Source organism: Breznakia sp. PFB1-19 (assembly GCF_029893935.1).
Taxonomy (GTDB): Bacteria; Bacillota_I; Bacilli_A; order Erysipelotrichales; family Erysipelotrichaceae; genus Breznakia; species Breznakia blatticola.
Genome location: NZ_JARXXJ010000005.1, coordinates 62,361 through 84,773 on the forward strand (window position 1 = coordinate 62,361; position 22,413 = coordinate 84,773).

21 protein-coding genes, 4 tRNA genes and 2 other annotated features are annotated in these 22,413 nt (G+C 33.2%); of the genes, 17 read left to right on the forward strand and 8 right to left on the reverse strand.

All coding sequences use genetic code 11. The annotated features are described in order from the left end of the window. Positions 1–455: 455 nt before the first annotated feature. Positions 456–1,757: a MucBP domain-containing protein gene (locus M2098_RS03955; protein ID WP_280682727.1), complete on the forward strand. Its 1,302-nt coding sequence runs from the start codon at positions 456–458 to the stop codon at positions 1,755–1,757. Between the two features lie 3 nt (positions 1,758–1,760). Continuing rightward, entirely contained in the window at positions 1,761–2,222 is a 462-nt protein-coding gene (locus tag M2098_RS03960; protein ID WP_280682729.1) for a hypothetical protein, read from the forward strand. 364 nt (positions 2,223–2,586) lie between these two features. Here the strand turns inward: M2098_RS03960 and M2098_RS03965 are convergent, their stop codons facing one another. Further along, positions 2,587–3,222: a helix-turn-helix domain-containing protein gene (locus M2098_RS03965; protein WP_280682731.1), complete on the reverse strand. Its 636-nt coding sequence runs from the start codon at positions 3,220–3,222 to the stop codon at positions 2,587–2,589. A gap of 330 nt (positions 3,223–3,552) precedes the next feature. On the opposite strand from M2098_RS03965, the gene M2098_RS03970 reads away from it, so the two are divergent. Both M2098_RS03970 and M2098_RS03975 read left to right on the forward strand, forming a co-directional pair. Next, a complete protein-coding gene (locus M2098_RS03970; protein WP_280682733.1) occupies positions 3,553–4,371 on the forward strand; it encodes a hypothetical protein in 819 nt (272 codons plus the stop codon). Next, positions 4,371–5,492, forward strand: coding sequence for a site-specific integrase (locus tag M2098_RS03975; RefSeq protein ID WP_280682735.1), 1,122 nt, complete (start codon positions 4,371–4,373; stop codon positions 5,490–5,492). The genes M2098_RS03970 and M2098_RS03975 overlap by 1 nt, the downstream gene beginning before the upstream one ends. 83 nt (positions 5,493–5,575) lie before the next feature. Here the strand turns inward: M2098_RS03975 and M2098_RS03980 are convergent. Together M2098_RS03980 and M2098_RS03985 are read right to left on the reverse strand one after the other, a co-directional pair. After that, positions 5,576–5,651, reverse strand: a tRNA-Asn gene (locus M2098_RS03980). A gap of 70 nt (positions 5,652–5,721) precedes the next feature. After that, complete coding sequence (locus M2098_RS03985; protein ID WP_166667561.1) at positions 5,722–6,492, reverse strand: inositol monophosphatase family protein; 771 nt, start codon at positions 6,490–6,492, stop codon at positions 5,722–5,724. Between the two features lie 180 nt (positions 6,493–6,672). Between M2098_RS03985 and M2098_RS03990 the strand changes: the two genes are divergently transcribed. The 3 genes from M2098_RS03990 to M2098_RS04000 all read left to right on the forward strand — a co-directional run bounded on the left by M2098_RS03990 (position 6,673) and on the right by M2098_RS04000 (position 6,961). Next, positions 6,673–6,755, forward strand: a tRNA-Leu gene (locus M2098_RS03990). An 11-nt stretch (positions 6,756–6,766) separates the two neighbouring features. Beyond that, positions 6,767–6,840: transfer RNA gene (locus M2098_RS03995), tRNA-Cys, on the forward strand. A 34-nt stretch (positions 6,841–6,874) separates the two neighbouring features. Next, a tRNA-Leu gene (locus M2098_RS04000) sits at positions 6,875–6,961 on the forward strand. Positions 6,962–7,120: 159 nt separating this feature from the next. Here M2098_RS04000 and M2098_RS04005 read toward each other — a convergent pair. Next, positions 7,121–7,810 (reverse strand): MgtC/SapB family protein, encoded by a 690-nt coding sequence (locus tag M2098_RS04005; protein ID WP_280682257.1) that lies wholly within the window; start codon positions 7,808–7,810, stop codon positions 7,121–7,123. Positions 7,811–8,297: 487 nt separating this feature from the next. Next, positions 8,298–8,506: a binding site (T-box leader), on the forward strand. A 43-nt stretch (positions 8,507–8,549) separates the two neighbouring features. On the opposite strand from M2098_RS04005, the gene M2098_RS04010 reads away from it, so the two are divergent. The 7 genes from M2098_RS04010 (at position 8,550) to M2098_RS04040 (ending at position 14,331) form a co-directional block, all read left to right on the forward strand. Next, positions 8,550–9,530 carry an ABC transporter substrate-binding protein gene (locus M2098_RS04010; protein ID WP_280682258.1) on the forward strand — a complete coding sequence of 327 codons (981 nt, stop codon included), beginning with the start codon at positions 8,550–8,552 and terminating at the stop codon, positions 9,528–9,530. A 38-nt stretch (positions 9,531–9,568) separates the two neighbouring features. Then, positions 9,569–9,790 (forward strand) — a binding site (T-box leader). A gap of 45 nt (positions 9,791–9,835) precedes the next feature. Beyond that, positions 9,836–10,810, forward strand: a complete 975-nt coding sequence (locus M2098_RS04015) for an ABC transporter substrate-binding protein (RefSeq protein WP_134169378.1) — start codon at positions 9,836–9,838, stop codon at positions 10,808–10,810. Positions 10,811–10,819: 9 nt separating this feature from the next. Beyond that, positions 10,820–11,749 carry an ABC transporter permease gene (locus tag M2098_RS04020; RefSeq protein ID WP_280682259.1) on the forward strand — a complete coding sequence of 310 codons (930 nt, stop codon included), beginning with the start codon at positions 10,820–10,822 and terminating at the stop codon, positions 11,747–11,749. Beyond that, positions 11,742–12,542 (forward strand): ABC transporter ATP-binding protein, encoded by an 801-nt coding sequence (locus tag M2098_RS04025; RefSeq protein ID WP_280682260.1) that lies wholly within the window; start codon positions 11,742–11,744, stop codon positions 12,540–12,542. The genes M2098_RS04020 and M2098_RS04025 overlap by 8 nt, the downstream gene beginning before the upstream one ends. A 110-nt stretch (positions 12,543–12,652) precedes the next feature. Continuing rightward, positions 12,653–13,000: a VOC family protein gene (locus M2098_RS04030; protein WP_280682261.1), complete on the forward strand. Its 348-nt coding sequence runs from the start codon at positions 12,653–12,655 to the stop codon at positions 12,998–13,000. 64 nt (positions 13,001–13,064) lie between these two features. Then, a complete protein-coding gene (locus M2098_RS04035) occupies positions 13,065–13,415 on the forward strand; it encodes a hypothetical protein (RefSeq protein ID WP_280682262.1) in 351 nt (116 codons plus the stop codon). 70 nt (positions 13,416–13,485) lie between these two features. Continuing rightward, positions 13,486–14,331, forward strand: coding sequence for a Cof-type HAD-IIB family hydrolase (locus M2098_RS04040; protein ID WP_280682263.1), 846 nt, complete (start codon positions 13,486–13,488; stop codon positions 14,329–14,331). A 364-nt stretch (positions 14,332–14,695) separates the two neighbouring features. Here M2098_RS04040 and M2098_RS04045 read toward each other — a convergent pair whose 3' ends face one another. Further along, positions 14,696–15,439: an ABC transporter permease gene (locus M2098_RS04045; RefSeq protein WP_280682264.1), complete on the reverse strand. Its 744-nt coding sequence runs from the start codon at positions 15,437–15,439 to the stop codon at positions 14,696–14,698. Further along, positions 15,426–16,415 (reverse strand): ATP-binding cassette domain-containing protein, encoded by a 990-nt coding sequence (locus M2098_RS04050; protein ID WP_280682265.1) that lies wholly within the window; start codon positions 16,413–16,415, stop codon positions 15,426–15,428. Before M2098_RS04050 ends, M2098_RS04045 begins: the two co-directional genes overlap by 14 nt. A 100-nt stretch (positions 16,416–16,515) precedes the next feature. Between M2098_RS04050 and M2098_RS04055 the strand changes: the two genes are divergently transcribed. Further along, a complete protein-coding gene (locus tag M2098_RS04055) occupies positions 16,516–17,331 on the forward strand; it encodes a MerR family transcriptional regulator (RefSeq protein WP_280682266.1) in 816 nt (271 codons plus the stop codon). A gap of 88 nt (positions 17,332–17,419) precedes the next feature. Beyond that, positions 17,420–19,708, forward strand: a complete 2,289-nt coding sequence (locus M2098_RS04060) for an HAD-IC family P-type ATPase (RefSeq protein ID WP_280682267.1) — start codon at positions 17,420–17,422, stop codon at positions 19,706–19,708. 13 nt (positions 19,709–19,721) lie between these two features. Here the strand turns inward: M2098_RS04060 and M2098_RS04065 are convergent, their stop codons facing one another. Next, positions 19,722–20,183 carry a winged helix DNA-binding protein gene (locus M2098_RS04065; protein WP_280682268.1) on the reverse strand — a complete coding sequence of 154 codons (462 nt, stop codon included), beginning with the start codon at positions 20,181–20,183 and terminating at the stop codon, positions 19,722–19,724. 149 nt (positions 20,184–20,332) lie between these two features. After that, entirely contained in the window at positions 20,333–21,238 is a 906-nt protein-coding gene (locus M2098_RS04070; RefSeq protein WP_280682269.1) for a LysR family transcriptional regulator, read from the reverse strand. Positions 21,239–21,380: 142 nt separating this feature from the next. On the opposite strand from M2098_RS04070, the gene asrA reads away from it, so the two are divergent. Beyond that, complete coding sequence (asrA, locus tag M2098_RS04075; RefSeq protein ID WP_280682271.1) at positions 21,381–22,412, forward strand: anaerobic sulfite reductase subunit AsrA; 1,032 nt, start codon at positions 21,381–21,383, stop codon at positions 22,410–22,412. Position 22,413: the final 1 nt, after the last annotated feature.

Consider the following 22,413-nt stretch of genomic DNA (forward strand, 5'->3'; position numbering starts at 1 on the left):
GTAATTAACACTATTAATTGCTCCTTTTTTATACTCTTTTTTTTCATAATGTTTTCACAACACATAATTTAAGGGAGCATTTATAGAACATTTAATATAGAACGAAAGAAAATATCTTAAAAATTTTTGTCATTTCTTTTAGATGTGAGTAACAAACAATGATAAATATATTAAAAGAATACAACATAGTATATAAAAAAGATGGTCAAGACAATTGTTATATTTATTAAAACAGATATTATATATTATGGATATCACTGAGTAGTTGATGACAAGGGTTGAAAATAGTAATTGTGTGTGAATCTTGGGATGAATGTTTTGTTGAATAGGATAGTCAATAAAGGAGGTTCATCTGATGATGATAAATAATATACTTATAACTAAGTACAAAGAAGTATTGAGTGTGATCACGACAAAATGTCAGTCTGTACATTTTACACCAAGGAAAGAATTATATGAAACGATTTAGATTATCTATTATTCTCTCCTTTTTCTTCGCCTTTGCTCTGTTTGGTTTTACCGACCAACGATATCCAGTAGATAATACAGAGAATAGTAAGATAATAAATGAGATAATGCCTGATGAAAATTTGCAATATCAAACTCTTGAAAATCTCGGTCTTGCAACTACTAATCCAACTACAGTAATAACAAAGGAATTACTGGAAAATTACGATAATAGTACATTTTTAATAGAATGCTCAGATTTTGAACATGCTGTGTATGACCTAAAAGGACTAGAATATTTACCTGATGATGTAAAAATTGAATATAGGTCAGATTATTATTGGGGAGGAACTCATAAATATAACTTTTTACCAGTAGTGAGTAATCCTGTATTTCTAAATATCTCTGATTGGTCAAATTCTGGTGATTACAGTGATTTGTTACCATTAATTGAAAGTGGAAAAACCGTAAACCTTGATGTTTCTAGTGCAATATCGACAGCAGACGGAGGAGAACCTATTATTCCAAGTGAACCTTTTTATGTTGAGGATATGAAAAGTTTTAGTATACCTATTAGTCATCTTTTAAATTTTGGAAGTGAACAAGTTCTAAATAGTTTTATTTGGTATGGTTCTGAAAATTACTCTATCGAAGTGGAAGGGTACTTAATGAATTATGAAGTAAACTATGATAGTGTAGGAAAGAATTTTGATTTTAAATTATCTGATGAGATACCTGAGGATGAATACAACAGTTTTATAACCGAATATATGTTTGAGAAAACCGCTAATTCTTTTGATTATAGTACTTCCTATTTATCTCTTACTGCCGAGACGGAATATCTTCCAAACTCAGAAGAAACCGGAGTTGTAACATTCCCTGATATTCGAATAGCAGAGAAGAAAGGCATGGTAACCGTGCAATATAAAGACACGGAAAATAACATTATTGCAGATGATATTTCATTTGAAGGAAAGGTTGGAGATTTATTTGATATAGAATCTTCGACCTATTTGATTGATATTGATGGCTATGAGTTAGCTGAAGAGATGCTACCTCAGGAAATGTCAGGTGCCATTACTGAAGAGGAACAAGTGTTTTCAATTTACTATAAAAAGAATGAAGTAGTTCATCCTACAGAACCAACAAAACCTAACAAACCGGCTGAACCAGTAATACCGACAAACCCTAAAATTTCTGAAGTAGTAAACACTGGTGATAATAGTAATGTGTTGTTATGGGGAGGTTTGATGACATTGTCAATAACCTGTGGATTGATTTTGATTGTAAAGAAGAAAGGTATTAATTAAAGAATGAAAAAGAAAGTTATGCTTATGATGGCAATGATTCTATTGCTTGGAGCCTGTGGAACGAGTAGTTCAAAAAAAGAAAAACAAAAAGATATTGTCTGTACATATACTACTGATGGAATCACAGGTGAATTTAAAATAGTACCTGATGGCGATAAGATAAAAACAATGATTATATCTGTTCCATTAAGTTTGGAGGAAGCTGGTTTAGTTGATGCCTCTGAAGAAGATATCAAGAATTTTAAAGATGTTATGAAATCTGCGATTGATAGAGAAGGAATTGTGAGTAGCGTAGATATTAATGAAACAGAAGCTATTATGAAATATGAAATTGACGTAGCTACAGTAGAGGAATTCCCATCACTGATGGGTGTTGGCGAAGATGGTGTAGATGAAATCAAAAAAGCAAGCGCCAAGGACTTTGCCCAATCCTTAGCAGATGGATTGGGAGCTACTTGTAAATAGTCATATTACGAAAATATGTTATAAACGCAAACAAAGAATAGAGATTATCAAACTTGATAATCTCTATTTTATTGATTAATTATTTGATAGAAATTTTAGAGGAACCACGTGTAAGTAATCCCCAAACATTAGTCAACGATCCTGAATCAAATAAAAAAAACATTATCAAAATCGATAATGTTTTTTTTAGAAATATTCTATTATTGTTAAAATTCAAATGCAAATTGTAAGAATATCGATTTCCTATTTATTACAGTTTAAATAAAGTACCAAAATAAAAAAGCCCCTTTTCAAAAAAAGGAGCGGAGCACCACACAAGTTTCCTTGCTGTTTAATTATAGCATAGAATAATTATTTTATTACTTTATTTATGATTTTTTAAAGATAAATCTTTTAAGTTCGAAATACCGTGCTTCTTTAGTATATCTGAAAATAATTTAAAAATATTTTCCTTATCGGTCATGCTAATTTCATCATACAATTTATCATACTTTTGAGTAAGTAAATATATCTCATCATAATTTTTTCTTTCATAGTCATCAAGTAAACTGTTTGCATTCTTCATCACAGATTCATATTGACTATGAGGAACCTCGTCTCGAACCTGATTTATCAGAAAAAATAGATTATCTATTTCACTATGTCTAATCTCTAATTCTTCAATCGCCCTTTTTTGTTGTTCTTCTGAATCCAAATATTGATAATATAATTCTTGCTGTTCAATTCTATCTTCTTCTTCAGCTTCCTTTTGTCTAATCGATTCAATAAAACTATCATAATCTTCTATGTCTGCATAATGGTGTTGTTTTGTAAGCAAAACATTATACGGAACTTCAAGCGCATTAGCTAATGATAACAGAGTTGCTTTTTTTGGAACCCATCTATCATTTTCATACTTTGTTATGGCAGTTTGGGAAACTCCACTTTTCGCTTCTAATTCCTTTTGAGTCATTTTTGCTTCTTTTCTAAAATACTTCAAATTATCACTTAAAATTGTCATTTTTATTACCTCCAATAACAGTATAACACACATTAAGAAGAACTTCGTTAAAAAGTTTGACTTTTTCTATTTTTAGGTATATTATGAATTTGTGCTTATGAAATAAGAAGAATTTCGTTAATTGAATTTTGAATTTGCTGATAGATATTCTAGTATATTATGAAGAAATTTAATTTACAAACTTTCATAGAATGCACATAGGGATTACTAAATGCAATTGCAGTAATTATAGTGCGCATGCAAATGTTTACATTTTAGCATGCGTGGCGCACGAGGAGTGCGCCCCTTAGCTTGTTATATATACACATAAGTGTAAAATCGGAGGTGAAAATGATTTTTAACAATAAAATTATCAGGAGTGGAAATAGTACAGAAATATATAGATATGCTAAATATCAAGACATTCAAGAAAATGGAGTTATTACGCATGACAACAAGCATGCAAAATCCGAAAATTTGAAAAGCTCTAAAGTTAACGTCACGAATTGCAATGAAAAGACAGGTGCGGAAAATAGATTTTCTATAAGAAATCCACTAAGTATACAGCGTTCAAAAAGAACGGTGAGACGACTGATTGAGTGCAACATTAACCAACATAACGAAACCGATAAATTTGTTACTCTAACATTTGATTCTAGAAAATGTAAAAATAAAACCGGAATAAATAGAAAGTATGTTGTTTACGCACAAAAAGAATTCATGAGAAAGATGTCTAAGTTGTACGGTGATTTCAAGTACATCAGTGTAATCGAGATTGGTGAAAACGGAACAAAAAGATTACATATACATCTATTATTTTTTGGATTGAAGTATATACATCATACTAAATTAAAGAGAATATGGAATAAAGGTAGTGTGGATATTCGTAAACTGAATGATGTTGGTTATAATGCATCTGCAATTTCTGCCTATATGACAAAGTACTTTACAAAAACCCTTTCTGACTACTCTTTCTTTGAAAGAGGAAAAAAGTGCTATTCATGTTCAAGAGGTTTGAAAAAGCCTGAAGTCATATACACATGTGATAAAGAAGTTATGTATTCATATTTAGAAAATGCCGGAGATAAACAGTTTCAGGTTGAATGCGATAATGAGTATGTTGGTAAATTTAAGTATATGAAATTTTCTAAACCATTGGAGGATAAATAATGTCAGTATATTTGGATAGACAACGAAAGTCATGGTACTTTATCACGCGCAACTCTAATGGCAAACAAACAACAAGAAGAGGATTCAGAACACGAAAAGATGCTCAACTTGCAGAACGTGATTTTATTTCTGCTTTAGAAACACAGGATCGTTGGGATTATGCAACATTTGATACAGTTGCCAATTTATACATAGATGATTTAGATTTCAATAGTGGGTCTAGTTCTTACACTGCAGAGAGTTTATATCGCTTACACGTAAAGGACATTATTGGCGACAAAGATATAGATGCTGTTTCAATGAATGATATTAAAAAAGTTCAAGTTGAGATGCTAACAAAAAGGAAAGCAGATGGAAAACATTATACCTATAAGACAATTAATCATGTTACAAGTTTAGTTAAGTCGATTCTAAATTATGCTCTTAAATATGAATATGTTGAAAAAAATCGTTGTATGGGGTTTGAAAACCTTAAAATTACCAAAGACTCATTTTCCATAAAATTTTGGACTGATGAACAATTTCTAAAAGCGATACAGTATGAATTAGATTTCCAATGGTATTGTATGCTTTCGATTTTATATCTAACAGGTATGAGAAAAGGTGAGGTTAGGGGTTTACAGTGGAGAGACATAAACTTTAATGATGGCACAATTATTATCAACAGACATGTTAACGATAAGATAAAAAAAGAAAGCAGAAAAAGTGATGAAGAACAACGTGTCATTACCGGTAGAAAAAATGGTGGCATGCATGTTGTCGCTATGGATATGAATACTAAGTCATTATTACAAAAACAATATGAGCATGAATCCAAGAAGTCTCATTACAGAGATTCTTACTATGTTTTTGGTGGTGAAAAACCAATTGGACAGAATACTCTAAAAAGACATTTAGACAAGATTGCAGACCTCGCTAACGAACCTAGAATAACTGTACACGGCTTACGACACTCACACGTAAGTTATTTGATTTCTAAGGGGTTAAATGCCTATGAGATAGCCAATCGCATTGGAGATACCGTTGAAATGGTCTTAAATGTATATGGACATCAATTCCCTGTTCCACAACAAAATATTGTTGCTGTGATGAACGAAAACTTGAAGTTTATAGAATTTTGAAAAATAAAATGTTGTCATAAATGTTGTCACGAAGTCATAAAAATAAAAAAAGTACCGATAAAATCAGTACTTATTACGCTTCATGGCGCCTGAAACAGGACTTGAACCTGTGACCGTTCGGTTAACAGCCGAGTGCTCTACCAACTGAGCTATTCAGGCATTGCTTTGTTATTATAGCAAAGAAAAAGTACTCTGACAAGTACCTTTCTTTAAAAAATTATAAATTTTATTAACGTTTTGTTGCTTCCTTTAAGAAGGTGAAATTACTTGCATTACCGGCAATCATTCCAATTGGTTTTTCATAACTCCAAGTCTCCGGTGCAATTGGCTCAATTAGTCCGCCAGCTTCTTCGATAATGATTCGTCCAGCCGAGAAATCCCATGCGCTAAGTGAAGCTTCAAAGAAACCATCAAAGCGTCCACACGCAACATAACATAAGTCCAATACTGCACTACCACAACGTCGTATGTCACGACCAGTTAGCAATAACTTGCGAAATGTATCAAAAGTATAATCGATAAGTCGCTCTTTTGAATATGGGGCAGTCCCCACCGCAAATAAACTATGTGCTTCATCAGCAGTACTTACATGAATTGGTTCTCCATTTAGAAAACTACCCTCGCCTTCAGTTGCATAAAACAATTCATTAAGGTAAGGATTGTACACAACACCTAGAATGCTTTTTTGTTTGTAAAGTAAAGCAATAGACACACAACTCATTTTTATATCGTAGAAAAAGTTGGTTGTTCCATCGATGGGGTCAATTACCCAAACATATCCATCATCATAATCCTTAACATCATTTTCCTCAGCTATAATTTTCGCATCAGGCATAATCGCGCGTAAACGTTCAATTACAAATTCCTGTGTTTTTACATCGGTACTTGTAACAATATTGCTTGCACCATCTTTTTCATTTGTTTGAAAATCTCTATGTTCTTTAAAAAAACGACCTGCCTCCACTGCGATTGTTTTTACTTGATTCAATACTTCTAACATAACACCCTCCATGATTATCCTATCGTATCATAATTTGTGATAATAATCTTATTGAATCACAAATAATTCATGACAAAATGTGTCGAAAAAGATGCGAAAATACTAGCGTGAAATATTTTGATTTTTTTACATTTTTGATATTGCAATTTGTTTTGACTATGCTATAATATAAAAGCACTTGCGCGTGTGGCGAAATTGGCAGACGCACCAGACTTAGGATCTGGCGGGCAACCGTGGGGGTTCGAGTCCCTTCACGCGCACCATTTGTATTTGGGGTTCCTTAGCCAAGTGGTAAGGCAATAGACTGCAACTCTGTGATCACCAGTTCAAATCTGGTAGGAACCTCCATTTTTGAAAAGTGACGAAGTGTGCAAATAAATATCGGGCCGTGGCGGAATAGGCAGACGCAACGGACTTAAAATCCGTTGAGGGCAACCTCGTGGGGGTTCAAGTCCCCCCGGCCCGACCATTTTTAAAAAATGTCAAATTAGTAAAAACCTAGATACCATCAATAACATGATGAAATCTAGGTTTTTTGTATATCTTGTAGAAAAACATAAACAAGTAAAAATGACAGTAAGACAATAAAAGCTAGAAACAAAGAATAAATCTAAGTTTCTAGCTTGTTTTAGTTTATGGTATACACGCAATTAATTCCTTGAATGCTTTGAAACAAGGAAATAAGTTCGGATTCATCCATAGTGTTTGATATTTGTAAGGAGATGATTGTTGAGTGACTATTTTCCTTTACATTTAAGTTTTTGAGTAGATGATTGTCTTCATTTACTAACTCAATTTTATGGTTTTTCATGAGTAAAATCATGCTACTTAAATCGAATGATGAAGTATATTCTATATATAAATCAATAGTTACTTGGTTTGCTTGTGTAGAAAAATGTTTACTAAGTAGCTTTAAGACAAAAAGTTCAAGTATAGTTGCTACAAATGCTCCAAAGTAGAAGCCAATCCCTACAGCTAATCCGATACATGCACTAAACCAAATGCTTGCTGCAGAAGTAAGTCCTTTGATTCGATCATTACCAGTAACCAATATCATACCTGCTCCAAGAAAACCAATTCCACTAATAACCTGTGCAGGTAATCGTGTAATATCTCCTAGACCGTAATTTACAAAGCAATATTCGCTTGTAAGCATAACAAGGGTTGAACCAATACAAACAAGAGAATGCGTTTTTAAACCCGCTGGACTACCTTTTTTTGAACGATCAAATCCAATTGATGCTCCAAATATCATAGACATAGTTAGACGAATGAAGATGGAAAGAATATCAAATTGTTGTAGAAATTGTTCAAACATATTTCACCAACTCGTTTGAATGCATTATACAATTTAGTTGTATGACAGTATCATCGATAAATGTAAGTACATCTATATCGCTAAAATTAACTAGTGTTTTCATTGTTTAATATCCTCCTTCATAAACATATAGTATAGTTGAATCACTCTAAATAGACAACGAGAAAATATGAATTGTTTTTTATGTCAAGAATATATTTATGTAGTATTATTAACTTAAAGGTAACGATAAGAAAGGAGCGAAATCTATGATTATTATTTTAGCAATTATTGCGTTTTGTTATTTTGGTGGTATATATAATGAATTACTCAAAATACGAAGATTATTAGAAAAGCAGGAACAAAGAATACATAATGAGTCACAAACATGAAGCTGAAGTAAGAATTACATTCAAGAACTGGCAATCAGAATTGAAAATTCTTTCATTTAATGTAAAAAGTTTCTTTTTTGATTGACATATATTTACATAATCGGTAAAATGGTAATAATTAAACAAAGAAGTGAAGTAGTAAATCCTTTTTGGAAATTAGAGATGCTATGGCTGGTGAAAATAGCACTGAGAAAAGTTTTGAATTCATCACGGAGTTGCTTGTCACAAAAGGCAAGCTGGTTAACAACCATTATCTTGTGTACCAAAGAGGTCATCAGTTTTGATGGCAAACGAGGTGGTAACGCGGTGATTCATCGTCCTCATAATGAGGACTTTTTTTGTTTATTGAGTCATAGGGGGAAATAGTTATGAAAAAACTTGGAGTCGTATCATTACTAGTTTGTATGTGTCTAACGCTTGTAGCGTGTAATGAAGAAGAAAAAGCAGAAGGACATGCAACTATCGGAGTCATTCAATATGCAGAACATCCAGCATTGGATAAAACATATGAAGGATTTATTGATGCCTTAAAAGAAGAAGGATTTGAAGAGGGAAAGAACTTAACAATTAATCGCAATAATGCGCAAAGTGATAGTTCTACAAATGAGACAATTGCAGACAAACTTGTAAATGACAATCCAGATTTAATCTATGCGATTGCAACACCAAGTGCACAAGCAGTTGCACAAAAAACACAAGATATTCCTATCGTGGTAAATGCAGTAACTGATCCTAAAACATCAGGAATTGTTGCTAGTAATGAAGAGCCAGGGGGAAATGTTACTGGGGTTAGTGATTTAACGCCAGTGAAGGAACAAATTTCTTTGATTAAGGAATTTATGCCAGATGTAAAGAAAGTCGCAATTATGTATACGAATTCTGAAGATAATTCAAAATTCCAAGCAGATATTGCAGCAGAAGCACTTAAAAAAGAAGGAATCGAATATCAAGAAACAACAGTTTCTGATATTAGTCAAATTCAACAAGTTGCAGAGAGTTTAGTTGGTCAAGTTGATGCAGTGTATATTCCAACAGATAACTTACTAGCTGAAGGAATTGCAACAGTAACACAAGTAACCAACGAAAAAGGAATTCCTTGTATTGTTGGTGAAAAAGGAATGACAGAAGGTGGTGGTCTTGCATCATATGCAATTGACTATTACAAGTTAGGGCAACTTGCAGGAAAACAAGCAGCAAAAATCCTACGTGGTGAAGCTGTTGCTGCAGATATGCCAATTGAATACTTAACTGGTGATGAATTAGAGCTTGTAATCAATAAAAAGGTTGCAGATTTAGTGAATATCACAATTCCTGAAAGTTTACTTGATAAAGCGACAGTTTTAGAATAAGTTGACTTTAACGAATGAACAAACTACAATTGAATGCATAACAGACGTAGAAGTGAACAAGTAATGATCCTTTGGAAACAAGAGATGCTATGGTGGTGAAAATAGCACATAAGAAGGTGAATGAATACATCATGGAGTCGAGTACCGAACGTTTATATATCAGTAGGCTACCTCTGGTTAACACCCATTACCGTGTTTTGAGTTGTTATACATATTGTATAAAACAGAGGTGGTACCGCGGTTTCTAAATCGTCCTCATTCGAGGGCGTTTTTTTTATACACAAATAGTCGAAGGGAGTATTAAAATGAAAAAGTTAATGATGATTTGCATGAGTTTATTAATGGTTATAGGTTTAGTTGCTTGTGATGATGATACAGAAGGGATGAAAAAAGTTGGAATTATCCAATATGCACAACACCCTGCTTTAGATCAAGCACACGATGGTTTTATCGATGCATTAAAAGATGAAGGATTTGAAGAAGGAAAAAACATTACATTTGATGATCAAAATGCGCAAGGTGAAGGAAGCAATGCAGAAACAATTGCAGATAAACTAGTTAATGATGGGAATGATTTAATTTATGCAATTGCAACACCAAGTGCGATTGCCGCTGCACAAAAAACAACAGAGATTCCAATTGTTATTTCAGCAGTTACGAATCCAGAAGATTCAAAACTTGTAAAATCAAATGAGAAACCAGGTGGAAATGTAACAGGAGTTAGTGATTTAACACCTGTTGAAGACCAAATTGATTTACTTGTGAAACTTGCTCCTGAAGTAAAAAGTGTAGCTGTCATGTATACAAATGCGGAACGTAATAGTGAATTACAATACGAAATTGCTAAAAAAGCACTTGAAGCAAAAGGAATTAAAGTAGAAGCAGCAACCGTATCTGAATCAAATCAAGTACAACAAGTTGCAGAAAGCTTAGTTGGAAAAGTAGATGCAATCTATGTCCCAACAGATAACATGGTAAGTGAAAGTATTGCAAATGTTGTCAGTGTAACAAATGAACATAATATGCCAACAATTGTTGGAGAAATTGCAATGGTTGAAAAAGGAGCGCTTGCTACATACGGAATTAACTACTACGACATTGGATACTTAGCAGGAAAACAAGCGGCTAAAATCTTACGTGGTGAAGCTGAACCAAAAGATATGCCAATTGAATACTCTTCTGAAGATAAATTAGAAATGGGATTCAATGAGAGTACAGCAAAAAAACTAGGAATTACGATTCCTGAAGAGTTATTAAAAGAAGCAAAAATTGTGAAATAGGAGAAAGATATGACGGGATTATTATTATCGTTACAAGGTGCGGTTGCACAAGGAATTATTTGGGGGATTATGGCCCTTGGAGTTTACATTACCTTCCGTATTCTTGATATTGCAGATATGACAGTAGACGGTTCATTTGCTACTGGAGGTGCAGTTTGTGCAGTATGTATTGTAGGTGGAATGAATCCAATATTAGCTGTACTTCTTGCCATGGTTGCAGGTTGTATTTGTGGATTTATTACTGGATTATTAATTACGAAATTTGAAATCCCAGCAATTCTTGCAGGGATCCTTACCCAAATTGGGTTATACTCAATTAACCTTAGAATTATGGGGCGAAGTAATTTACCATTAATGCAAAGTGATACAGTATTTAAAAGTGTTAGTGAATTGACTGGGCTTAGTGCTGCACAAGCAAGTTTGATTGTTGGTGCATTAATTGTGGTACTTGTGATCGTAGTGCTCTACTGGTTTTTTGGAACGGAAATTGGTTCAGCAATTCGTGCAACTGGAAATAATGAAAGAATGGCAAGTGCACTAAGTGTAAATACCAAAACAACAAAGATTATTGCTATTATGATTGCTAATGGACTTGTGGCATTTTCTGGTGCACTTGTTACCCAATCGCAAGGATACGCAGATGTGAAAATGGGTGTAGGAGCAATTGTTATTGGTCTAGCTTCAATCGTTATTGGAGAAGTACTATTTGGAAATAAGCGTGGATTTAAACTTCGTTTATCTTCAATCGTCATTGGTTCAATTGTATATCGTGTGATTATTGCAATTGTTCTACGCATGGGAATGCAAACAGATGATTTGAAATTGTTATCAGCTATTTTGGTTGGGGTGTCTTTAGCTTTACCAGTCATGATGGCAAAACGTAAACAAGTCAATTTATATAAAAAACTAACAGGGAGGGAGGCTGACAAAAATGCTTAAAATTTCAAAAGTGTCAAAGACCTTCAATTTAGGTACCGTAAACGAGAAAAAAGCCATTGATCAAATTGATCTTACTTTAGAAGAAGGAGATTTCGTAACAGTAATTGGTGGGAATGGAGCAGGTAAATCAACTGTGTTAAACCTGATTGCTGGTGTGTATCCAATTGATTGTGGTACGATTGAACTAGCTGGAGAGAACATTTCTTTATATCCTGAATACAAGCGTAGTCGTTTAATTGGACGCGTATTCCAAGATCCAATGATGGGAACAGCTGCAGATATGGGGATTGCGGAAAACTTAGCAATGGCAAATCGTCGTGGAAAAAAACGTGGACTTCGTTGGGGAATTACACCAAACGAAAAAGAAATATTAAGAAAACGTTTGGAACGTTTTGATTTAGGTTTAGAAAATCGTTTGGATGCAAAAGTCGGTTTACTTTCTGGAGGGCAACGTCAAGCATTAACTCTATTAATGGCAACCTTACAAAAACCTAAAATCTTATTGTTGGATGAACATACAGCAGCTCTTGATCCAAAGACTGCGAAAAAAGTTCTTACATTGACGGATGAAATTATCAAGGAAGAAAATTTAACAGCATTTATGGTTACGCATAATATGAAAGATGCAATCACATATGGAAATCGCTTAATTATGATGAATGATGGAAAAATTATCTTTGATATCAAAGGGGAAGAAAAGAAAAATCTTACAGTAAAAGATCTATTAGAAAAATTCGAAATCGCAACTGGTGAAGAATTGAATGATGATGCAGTTCTTCTTGTAAAAGACTAATATGATGGCACTCCAAAAGGGGTGCCATTTTTAAATGCTGTAGGGTATTCAAGTCGCAAAAATATTTTGATATGTTACAATAAGTCAAAGATATGAAGGAGGATACGTATATGAAGATTGCTTGGAATACAATTTTAGTAAATGAAATGGAAACATCTTTTCAATTTTATGTTGATCATATTGGACTTGAAGTTGCACAAGAAGTGAAAAATGAAGGAATGCATTTAGTATTTCTAAAAGATGAAACAGGTATATGTTTAGAATTAATCAAAACAGATAAGTTACTAGAAAAAGGAAATACTGTTGGCTTTGTCTTACAAGTAAAAGATATGGAAGCAACAAAGAAAGACTTAGAACATAAAGGTTTAGTAACAAGTGATGTAATTTCACCAACTCCAAATGTTCATTTCTTCCATATGTTAGATCCAAACGGAGTAACAATACAAATTCAGGAATAAATAGATGAGGTTGCATGTAACCTCATTTTTTGTTATACTTCCAAAGAACATTTTGGGAGAAATTATGAATCAAACATTTATTCAGTTTTTGCGAATATTTCTCGTTGGATTTCTAGTTTCTATGGGTTTAAATGTAGGCTTACTTCTGTTTACAGATGTAAGCAATGCATATGCACACATTTGTGTGTTTGGCCTGCTTTGGTTGGTTGTAGTATTTGGTGTAAAAGTCTACTGCAACTTAAGCAAGGTTGATTATCTTCACGTTATAGCTTTCGCCGGAGCTGTATGTATCTTTTTTGTTCGTGGAGATATTCAAGTAGTTACAGATTTACCAGTAGGGAATTTAGTCGCCTTATTATGTGTTTTGGTTGTGGCGCTATGCTACAAACGAAATTTTGAGATCTTCACTAACTAAAGGTGAAGATTTTTTTATTGACTCTACATCAACAATAGAGTTTATAATAGATACAATGGAGGGAAAAAGTATGAGCCAAATTAAAATGATTATCATGGATGTTGATGGAACAATGGTCAACTCAGATAAGGTGATAACACCAAAAACAAAAGAGGCACTGTTAAAAGCACAAGCAAGTGGGGTACGCTTAGTGATCGCATCAGGTCGTCCAACAAGTGGGATTCGTAAATTTGCCGATGAGTTAGATTTAGCAAAAAATCATGGATTGTTAGTTTCTTATAACGGAAGTAAAGTTTATGATTGTACAAGTAAAGAAGTCATCTACAACCAAGCAATTGCGGTTGATCAAGCAAAACGAGTACTTGAACATATGAAGAAATTCAACGTATATCCAATGGTAGACCGTTATGGATATATGAATGTACTTGATGCATATGCACCACAAATACATATGAATGTAAATGATGATAGAATGATTGATATTATGAAGTATGAAATTCGCGGTGGGAATTTCTTAATTTGTGAGCACCGTGATTTAGCAGAGTATGTGGATTTTGAACCAAATAAAATTTTAACTGCAGGTGAACCAGAATACTTAGAGAAAGTATTCGAAGAAATGCAAGCTCCATTTAAGGATGAACTGAATTGTATGTTTACCGCACCATTCTTCTTTGAATTTACACCAAAAGGTGTAGATAAAGCGAAAGCATTACGCAGTATTTGTGAACTGACAAATATCGATGAAAGTGAAGTAATTGCATTTGGTGATGCAAATAATGATTTAACAATGATTGAAGCAGCAGGTATTGGTGTTGCGATGTCCAATGCATCTCCACTTGTTTTAGAAGCTGCAGATTATATTACACTAAGTAATGATGAAGATGGAATTGCACACGCATTAGCGAAATTTATGTAGGGGAACGCAAGTTCCTTTTTTTAATATTTTAAGAACTTTGTTTCGTCAGTGTGAAATATAAAAAAGCCGAATTCAAAATACGAACTCGGTTTTTTGTATTCAGGATTATGTAGCTCGTGAAAAAGCTAAGTTTACTTGTTTTGCCTTACGAGCTTCTTTTGTGTAGTTTTTTTATTTCCAAGTAATTCATGAAGGTGATCCAATTTCATGCGTAATGCATAACGCATGCAGTAATTAATACAACCTTTTATATTATCACTTTGGTCATTATTGATATCTTCATTTTTAGTATCGAATTCCATCTTCTTAGCATAAACGTAGAATTCATCCTTGAAACTTTCAAATGTTGTTTTTTGCAATGATTTTAACTATTATTGCATAGCCTCAATTTTTTTATAGTTGTATAAATACATAATGTAGCTAAAATCAACATTACTATAATAGATAATTTATACAGTTGCCAGTCAATTGTCTGCTCTGTAATTAAATTTCGTAACGAATTAATAACATAAGTAAAGGGATTAATGGATACTAGAATTTGAAATAAGCTAGACAGACTTTCTTTTTTCACAAGTGCAGTGCTAAGAAAAAACAAAGGAAGTGTGAATGTGTTAATGATAGCAATAAATCCATTTTCATCTGGAATTACAAGGCTAAGCAGATAAGAAATCGTGGATACAAATGCTACCATTACGAGTAGTAAGATAACAATACATAATGTTCCGAGCAAGCCTGATTGAATTCTCACACCAAACAAAAATGAAATCAATAGCAATACCAATATCTGAATTCCAGATAAAACAATTGCATCTACAATATGCGCGATAACAATAGACTTTCTACTTGTGGGAGAAATCATCACACGATAATAACTACCATTTTCTTTCAACGAGTAATTTGCAATACCACTCATTCCTGAACTAAATAATATTGCCATAACTAATATTCCAGCTAAGATGAAACTCATAAAATTGGAGTCATTTGCATTAAAGAGATTAGCAAATAATAATAACCACATTAATGGTTGTATCATCGTCATTACAATTGTAACAGGGTTCTTAAAGCGCCATTTAATACTTCTCTGTGCAAGATTACTAATTTCCTTCATAAATTTCCTCCTCGCTAGCGATTGCTAGAAATATATCGTCAAGAGTTGGCTTTACAATTTCAGCACGATAAAATGAAATATGCTTCTCAACAATAAATTCCAAAATTGAGAAATAGTTCTTTTGAGCATCAAAAACATCAATAGTTAAGGAGTCTTCTGCTATCCGAATATCTTTTACAAAATCCAGTTGATACAAACTGTTAATGATTTCCTCCTTAGCTTCCGAATCCAGTTCATCAAAAAATAGTCTTATTAAGTTCTGTTGTAAATATTTCTTTAATTCGGTTACTGTTCCAACGATTTGTTCTTTTCCATCTTTCATAATGCAAATCCGATTGCTTAACTCATCTGCTTCCTCTAGATAGTGTGTTGTTAAAAATATCGTTGTTCCATATTTTTTATTAATTGTTCGGATTAAATCCCACATGGATATCCGTGATTCTATATCCATGCCAGTTGTTGGTTCATCTAAGAAAAGTATCTTAGGAATTGAAATCATACTCATAGCGATGTCAAGACGCCTTTGTACTCCACCTGAACAATCAGATACTTTTTTGTTTCTGTATTCTTCTAAATGTAAGGAACTAATTAAATCGTCAATTCGATTCGTTAATTCTTTTGAATTAACATGATACAGTCTTCCTTGGAATTGCATGTTTTCGTACAATGTCATATACCTATCAATAGAATTCTTCTGAGCAACACATGCTAACTGATTGCGAATATAATTAGCATTTTGAGTTAACTCTTTTCCAAGTATTGTTACATCACCATCTGTTGGTTTTGAGAACGTTGTTAAGATGTTAATTAAAGTACTCTTTCCTGCACCATTTTTTCCTAATAAGCTGTAGATTTCCCCCTTCTTTACAGAAATGTTTAGTTTATCTAATGCCATAAAACCATCTCTATAAATCTTTGTCATATCTTTTACTTCAATTGCATTTTGCAAATTCATCACCTCTTTCGTTGTTATCATAGACCCTCGTATAATCCGAGAGTCAAGAAAAAGATTTGCGATTGATTTCTCATAAATTACTGTATAATAATGTATGAAAATAGTTAGGGAGGTTGAATCTATGTTGAAAATTGGTGATTTTTCAAAATTCACAAAGATAAGTATTCATATGCTTCGGCATTATGATGAGATAGATTTGCTAAAACCGATTAAAATTGATGAAGATTCTGGATATCGTTATTATTCAGAAGAACAGATTCCATTTGCGAATAGAATTCAACTACTGAAACTGATGGGGTTTAGTTTACCAAATATTAAACAAATGCTCCAAAACTACAGCAATGAAGATGAACTTCAAAAATATTTTGATATGCAATTATCTGATAAACAAGACGAGATGAAAAAGCTTAAATCTCAGGTGCGGCTACTTGAAAAGGCGATAGTTAGTCTTAATGAACGTAAAAATCCTTTAAATTATAGTATTCTGGTCAAAGAATTACCTAAAAGACTTGTCATCAGCTACAGAGGCATTATTTCGGATTATAACCAAGAAGGTATTCTTTGGAATGCTTTAAATGAGCAAACTGCAGGGAGAAATATTAAATATAAAAATCCATCATTTGATGTGGCAATTATTCATTCTACTGATACTTCTGAACTTATAGATGTTGAAGTTCAAAAAGTTATAGAAACAAATGTAAAATCAATTGACAATGTAATATGTAAGGAAATTCCTGCAACTAAAGTGGCTGTTGTTGCTTATCAAGGAGACTATGAGCAGTTAGAAACGATATATGAAGAAATGGCTAAATGGTTAAGCGAAAATGAGTATGAGCTAAATGGCGAAATAATGAATGTATATCATATTTCCCCTAAAATAACTAACAATCAAAATGAGTTTCTTACGGAAGTTTGCTTTCCAATAAAAGCTGTGTAAATTTTCACTTGAAGATTTTTCGATTTTCTTGGTTGCTGATGAAAAGTATGTATGGTTATGTTAGAATAATAAAGTTAAAGGTGGCCATATGAAACTAGAAAAAGAAATCGATTTTAAACAAGGTTTATCATATAAAGAAGTCAGTGATAAAAAGGCAAAAGGGTTATCTAATAATCCACCAAAGAAAGTCACAAAAACCAATGGACAAATTGTCTATGACAATGTTTGTACATTATTTAACTTTCTAAACTTTGCGATTGGAGTGGCTTTATTAAGTGTTGGTGCAATTTCCAACATGTTTTATTTATTAATTATTTTAATGAATATTGGAATTGGAATCTATCAAGAAATTCATGCAAAAAACTTAGTCGAAAAACTGACACTTATTTCTGCTGACAAAGCAGGTGTAGTACGTGAAGGGAAAGTCGATAAAGTTGCATTGGAAGATATTGTTATGGATGATATTCTCTATTTGGAAATGGGAGATCAAATTCCTGCAGATGCAATTGTCGTCAATGAGAGTGTAGAAGTCAATGAATCTTTACTGACTGGAGAAAGTGATACAATCGTTAAAAAAGTTGGCGATGAATTATTCTCTGGAAGTTTTATTGTCGGTGGACGTTGCCAAGCACAAGTCATTCGTGTTGGTGATGAAGCGTTTGCCAATAAAATTGTAAGTGAAGTAAAAGAATATAAGAAAAACCATTCGGAATTGATTCAAGCAATTCGTACGGTTTCAAAATTCACAAGTTTTATTATTATTCCGCTTGGTCTGATTCTTTTCTATCAAGCTTTTGTGGTGCGTGAAAATACGATGTTTGTCTCGATTGTGGCAAGTGCTGCTGCATTACTTGGAATGTTACCAAAGGGACTTGTCTTACTTATTGGTATTGGTAGTGCCACCGGAGTTATTAACTTAAGTAAGCGTAATGTGTTAGTTCAAGACATGCACTGTATGGAAATCTTTGCCCATGTAGATATGTTATGTTTAGATAAAACAGGAACGATTACAGAAGGAAATATGCGTGTTGTTAAAGCCTTTGGGTTTCAAGGAAAAAACATTGATAATATAATGGCAAACTATATTGAACAAACCCAAGATAACAATGCTACATTTCAAGCAATGCACGAATACTTCTTTAGTAAAAAAGAGCACGACTATCAAGCAGGTCAAAAAATACCTTTCTCAAGTGAAAGAAAATGGGGAAGTATTGATTTTCTTGATTTAGGTGTGGTAAAAGTTGGAGCACCAGAAAAAATGTGTGATCCAAAGGATATTCCAAACGAAGTACATGATGCACAAGCAGATGGATTTCGTGTACTGATGGTTTCTTTAAATGATGAACCTTTAGGGGCAATTTGTTTAGATGATCCAATTCGTGAAAATGCTAAGGCTACATTTGATTTTTTCAAACGCGAAGGTGTAGAAGTAAAAGTGATTAGTGGAGATCATCCATTAACAGTTGCCAACGTCGCAAGAAAAGCTGGACTTGAAGGATGGGAAGCATATGTAGATCTAAGTCAAGTCACAGACGAAGCTAAGGTAAGAAAACTTGCACATACACATAAAGTATTTGGGCGTGTTTCACCAGAACAAAAACGTTGTCTAGTTAATGAGTTAAGAAATATGGATCATATTGTCGCTATGAGTGGTGATGGTGTAAATGATGTGCTTGCCTTAAAGGAAGCTAACTGTTCCATTGCAATGGCAAACGGAAATGCTGCGGCAAAACAAGTAAGTCAACTTGTCTTACTTGATAGCGATTTTTCAAACCTAACAAAAGTATTATCTGAAGGTCGCCGTATCATCAATAACGTTACCAAAGTATCCGGAATCTTCTTTATCAAAACGATATATTCATTATTACTGAGTTTATTATGCATTGTGATGAATATTCCTTTCCCATTCATTCCAATTCAAATTACACTAATCGATTTAGCAATTGAAGGATTCCCATCATTCTTCATCTCATTTGAAGAAAACAATAAACAAGTAACAGGAACCTACTTAAAGACATCACTACTAAATGCATTGCCAAATGCACTGTTGATCATAATGAATATTATCATTGTTTTATCAATTAAAGATTCTTATGGATTTAATGATGAACAAGCAACTGCAATTATGTATATGGTAGTTGGAGCGATTAGTATTTTAGCAGTACTTAAAGCGTGTTTACCATTTAATAAACTGCGTTTATTCTTATTCTGGTTTGTGGCAATCGGTTTTTATGTAGCAGTAGTATTGTTCCATTCATTACTAAAAATTCCACTATTCACAACAAGTATGATTACATGCACGCTGCTATTAGTTGTATTAAGTATCGTGCTGTATGCACTATATCAATGGATATTGTATAAAAAAACTCACAAATAAATGTGAGCTTTTTTTATAAATCGAAGCTATCAGCAGTTACCATTTTACGGTTGGCTTCAAGCAATTTGTTTAAGTACGTTCCTGCTGCATTGATTAAATCTCTAATTTCTTTTCCATCAGACATTACGCTTTCATAACGCTTGATGATAAATAAACGTGATTTTTGTAGAATGTCTCTACCTTTATCTGTGATTTGAATGTATGTCACACGACGATCATACGTTGATGTGACTTTTTTTAGGTATCCATCTTTCACTAGGTTTGAAACGATGACTGACATGTTTGCCGCAGCTTTATTTACATTTTGCGCAAGTACATTTAATGTCAAGTTTTCATTTAATTCTGCTTCGGTAATCACAGAAATCTTTAAGAAATTCATTCCATATTTTTCATAAAACGGTTGCATCAAGGATGCACCAGCAGTTTGAATGTCTGCTTTAATCTTTTCACTTTCTCTAATTAGTTCCCATTCCATCTTTGTTCCCTCCTACTACGAATGTTAATTACATGTGTATAATTAGTTATTTATAATATATACATATCGATTATAAGGAAAAGGGGTGGAATTGTCAAATACTTTAAGAAAATAAATATTATCTTTAATAAATTTTGTATACTTATTTATTAAAATTCATCAGTTGATTGTTTTAATAACCCAGGTTGAACTTCGTGTAAGAATGCAAGATATTCATCCTTATATAATGAGTCTTTGCGCCAAACAAAACTGAATTCATGTTCAATATGAAAACCAGGAATCTCTATTTCTTTTAAGATTCCATTTTTAATATAATCTTCTACAACAATTTCATAAACAAAGGCAATACCGAGATCTGCTTGTAGTAGTTTTCGTATGGTTTGTACAGAGTTGAACGTTGAGAAAGTTAAGAAATTATCAATTCGATATCCATTGTCTTTGAGGAATTCCTCGACGATATTGCGTCCACCAGACCCAGCTTCGCGTAAAATGATCGGGTGATAAAATAATTCGCTAATATTGTCAATTGGTGGAATGTCCCGATTACTATTGCATACAGCAATAAAACGCTGTGTAGAAATGGGAATATAACTGAATTCTTTTTTCTCAAAGGTGCCTTCAACAAATGCAAAATCGATCATCCCTTGTTTTAGTTGATTAAATATTTCAGTTGTATTGTCAACATTGTAATTCATGATCGTGCCCTTATGTTTATCCAAGTAAGGAATAATTATATCAGGCAAATAAATTTCACCTATCGAATGTGTAGAACCAAAGTTCAATTCACTTGTATGATTTTCTGTCTGTAGTAGTTTTTCTTGCAGTTTTTCCACATCAAAAAGCATTGTGGTCATTGCTGTGCGCAAAACTTCACCTTGTGTAGTAAGCGTCAAATTACGATTATGATAACTAAAGAGCTTGACATCATAATACTCTTCTAATGCTTTGATTTGTTGGGTAATTGCAGGTTGCGTTAAGTTTAAAGCTTTTGCTGCATTTGTATAGTTTAAATACTCACATACGGTTAAAAATGTTTTGATTTTATAGTCTAACATGTACTCACTTCCTTTCTCTCATTCTACCATTAATATTATTTATAACAAACTAAGAAACTCTAATTTTTCATTATGTATCTCTAGTGCTAAAATAAGTAAAACTGAGATTGTCACCAGTTATGATATACATGGAGGAGTACAGATGAGCTATATCTTAAATAAAGAAGCAAGTGAAGCTTTTTTCAATGAGCTTAAAAAGACGTATACAATTTATGCACCAAAACGAATTGAGAAAGCAGGAAGATATTCTGATACTGATTTGATTCAATATGGAGAAATACAGTCATTTTCAGATATTGTGTTTGATAAAAAATCAACCTTTCCTATGAAGGAAGTAATCAATCCAATCCAACAAACACTGTTTTATTACACAGAAGAAGAATTCCGTGAAAGTAGTGGGCCAAAGAAGAAAATCCTATGTTTCGGTCGTCCTTGTGATATCAATGCCCAAAAAATCCAAGCACGAATTTATGATGGAAAAGGTGGATTTGTGGATCCTTACTATAAACGTTTAGAAGATGTGATTTCATATGTCTTGATGGAGTGTCCGCAAGATAGTGATTCATGTTTTTGTGTAAGTATGAATACCAACAAAACGGATAACTATGTATTTGCAATCAAGCAAACACAAGATGGTTTAAAAATTGAAGTAAAAGATGATCATTTTGAACCATATTTACAAGGTGCACCGATTACAGATTATACGGTATCATTTCCTGAATCGAATGATCTTAGTTTGGTTGTTCCTGAAATTCCAAGCAAGGAAATTCAAAATGAACTAAAAAAACACGATGTTTGGAAACAATTTAACTCACGTTGTATTTCATGTGGTGCTTGTACGATTGGATGTTCTACATGTACATGTTTTACAACAAGAGATGTAGTTTACACAGAAAACGATAAAGCTGGAGAACGTCGTCGTGTGAGTGCTTCATGTCAAGTCCCTGGATTTGACCAAATGGCGATGCAAAAAGAATTCCGTTCAACTGCCGGAGACCGAATTCGCTATCGTGTGATGCATAAGTTCCATGACTATGATGCACGTTTCCATGAAGGTCACATGTGTGTAGGATGTGGTCGTTGTTCTGATAGATGTCCTGCATTTATTGAGATTACTTCAACGGTAAGTAAAATGGCAGCAGCAATCGAAGACATTAAGGCGAAGGGAGAATAAT